At 60.9% G+C, this 2,099-nt stretch carries 2 protein-coding genes and 1 other RNA gene; all 3 read right to left on the minus strand.

Annotated elements, in window-relative coordinates:
• Positions 1-282 precede the first annotated feature (282 nt).
• Positions 283-658, minus strand: a transfer-messenger RNA (tmRNA) gene (gene ssrA / locus HZS63_RS13720).
• A gap of 14 nt (positions 659-672) precedes the next feature.
• A complete protein-coding gene (gene gph, locus HZS63_RS13725) occupies positions 673-1,341 on the minus strand; it encodes a phosphoglycolate phosphatase (RefSeq protein WP_180684554.1) in 669 nt (222 codons plus the stop codon).
• Positions 1,338-2,051: a bifunctional 2-polyprenyl-6-hydroxyphenol methylase/3-demethylubiquinol 3-O-methyltransferase UbiG gene (gene ubiG / locus HZS63_RS13730; RefSeq protein WP_180684555.1), complete on the minus strand. Its 714-nt coding sequence runs from the start codon at positions 2,049-2,051 to the stop codon at positions 1,338-1,340. Before ubiG ends, gph begins: the two co-directional genes overlap by 4 nt.
• Positions 2,052-2,099 lie beyond the last annotated feature (48 nt).

The following is a 2,099-nucleotide window of genomic DNA, read 5'->3' on the forward strand; positions in this document are numbered from 1 at the left end:
ATAATTGCTGCCGACTCTATAGTGACGCACACTGTCTGGTTGCGATGGCGACTGGCGGCTTTGGTTGACAGCGAACCGTTACGCGTAAGTTGTTGATTTTGCTAGACCGCCATCTGCGCCTACCCGCAGGCCAAACGGAGAATAGAGATGGCTCTGGCAGAGAAAGCGGCCGATTTCGGGCGTTTCGGAAGTTAGTTGCCCGCAACACAGGTGGCCGGAACCCCGCGCCACGCGGGGATTTGAGACAAGAAAAGGCCCGGAGATTTTTCGAGTCCTTGTATGTGGTGGAGCTGGGGGGACTCGAACCCCCGTCCGCAAGCCTTCTTCGCGCAGTTCTACATGTGTAGTCGTCTGATTTGTTCTCGCCGAACTTGCCGCGCAGCGACACGCTGCAGGCCCGGCCAGCAACCTTTCATCTCACCGCCGGGCAAGTTGCCCGCCCGACGGCCAGCCCATGTGAATTCCCTCGCAGTCAGGACGGCTTTGCAGCCACCCTCACCCAGCCCATGGGCCAACTGTTGCGAGGCTCGCCGGATTAGGCGGCGAGTGCGAAACGTTCGTCGTTTGCAGTTACTTTTTTTCTGCGGTTTTACGAGGTGACAGAACCTCGACATGCCCTGCTGCGTGTCCGAACCCACGTCGAAACCAATGCAGCCCCTGCTGGCTCTTAGTTTACGCCAAGTCCAGAAAGTTCAAGAGTGCCATCGGTGTTTCGATGATGGCGTCGGCCCCCCAGGCACCCGCGTCGGTGTTCAGGCCCAGGTAACCGTAGAGCGCGGCCACCGTCGGCATCCCGGCTGCCTTGCCCGCCACGATGTCCCGCTGGTCATCGCCCACGTAGACACAACGGTCTGGGGGCAAGCCCAGCCGACGTGCCGCCTCCAGCAAGGGGGCAGGATGTGGCTTGGGGTAGGGAGTGGTGTCGCCGCCAATGACCGTGGACGATCGGGCAAACAGCGGCATGCCCGCGGTCAGCGGCAAAGCGAAACGCTCCATCTTGTTGGTGACCACTCCCCAGGCCAGGCCCCTTTGTTCCAACACATCCAGCATCTCGGCCACTTCATCGAAAGGGCGGGTCCGTTGCGTCATGCAGGCCTCGTATCGGTCAAAGAACTCCTGCTTGAGCGCCTCGAAAGCCGGATGCTCAGGGCCATGCCCAAACGCCACCTGGATCATGCCTCGCGCACCCGCGCCAGCCATCGGTCGGTAGGCTTCCAGAGGCAGCGGCGGCAGCCCTCGTGCCACCCGCATCTGGTCGGCTGCGTAGCCGAGATCGGGCGCACTGTCCACGAGCGTGCCGTCCAAATCGAAAAGCACGGCTTGCACACCGGAAAACTTCATGCCGATATCCGCTGAGTGGCCATCAGGTAGTTGACGCTGGTGTCACCGCTGAGCCAATAACGGCGCGTCAGCGGGTTGTATTCCATACCTCGTGTGGCTTGCAACTCAAGGCCCGCGGCACGGCAGTAAGCCGCCAGCTCGCTGGGCTTGATGAACTTGGCATATTCGTGGGTGCCCTTGGGCAACAGTTGCAGCACGTATTCCGCTCCCACGATCGCAAAGAGGAACGACTTGGGGTTGCGGTTGATGGTGGAGAAGAACACCCAACCTCCAGGCTTGACCAGGCGGGCGCACGCGCGAACCACCGACGACGGGTCCGGCACATGCTCCAGCATTTCCATGCAGGTGACCACGTCGAAGCTCTCGGGACATTCCTCGGCCAGTTGCTCGGCGCTGACCTCCCGATACTGTACGCGAGGGGTTTCGGCCTCCAGGGCGTGAAGCTGGGCCACCTTGAGCGCCTTGCTCGCCAAATCGATGCCCAACACGTTGGCACCTTTTCTGGCCATGGCGTCGGCCAAAATGCCTCCGCCGCAGCCCACATCCAGGACTGCCCTTCCCTCCAACGCCGCGAGGCGATCGATCCATTCCAGACGCAGGGGATTGATCTGATGCAAGGGACGAAATTCGCTTTCCGGATCCCACCATCGGTGGGCAAGCTCGGAAAATTTGGCCAATTCGGCCGGATCGGCATTCACATTTTTGTCCATCAGATGATTATCACCCGAGGAAGACAGAATCGGCATAGGGGGCAGCCA

Source organism: Tepidicella baoligensis (assembly GCF_013432195.1).
In the GTDB taxonomy this organism is placed as follows: Bacteria; Pseudomonadota; Gammaproteobacteria; order Burkholderiales; family Burkholderiaceae_C; genus Tepidicella; species Tepidicella baoligensis.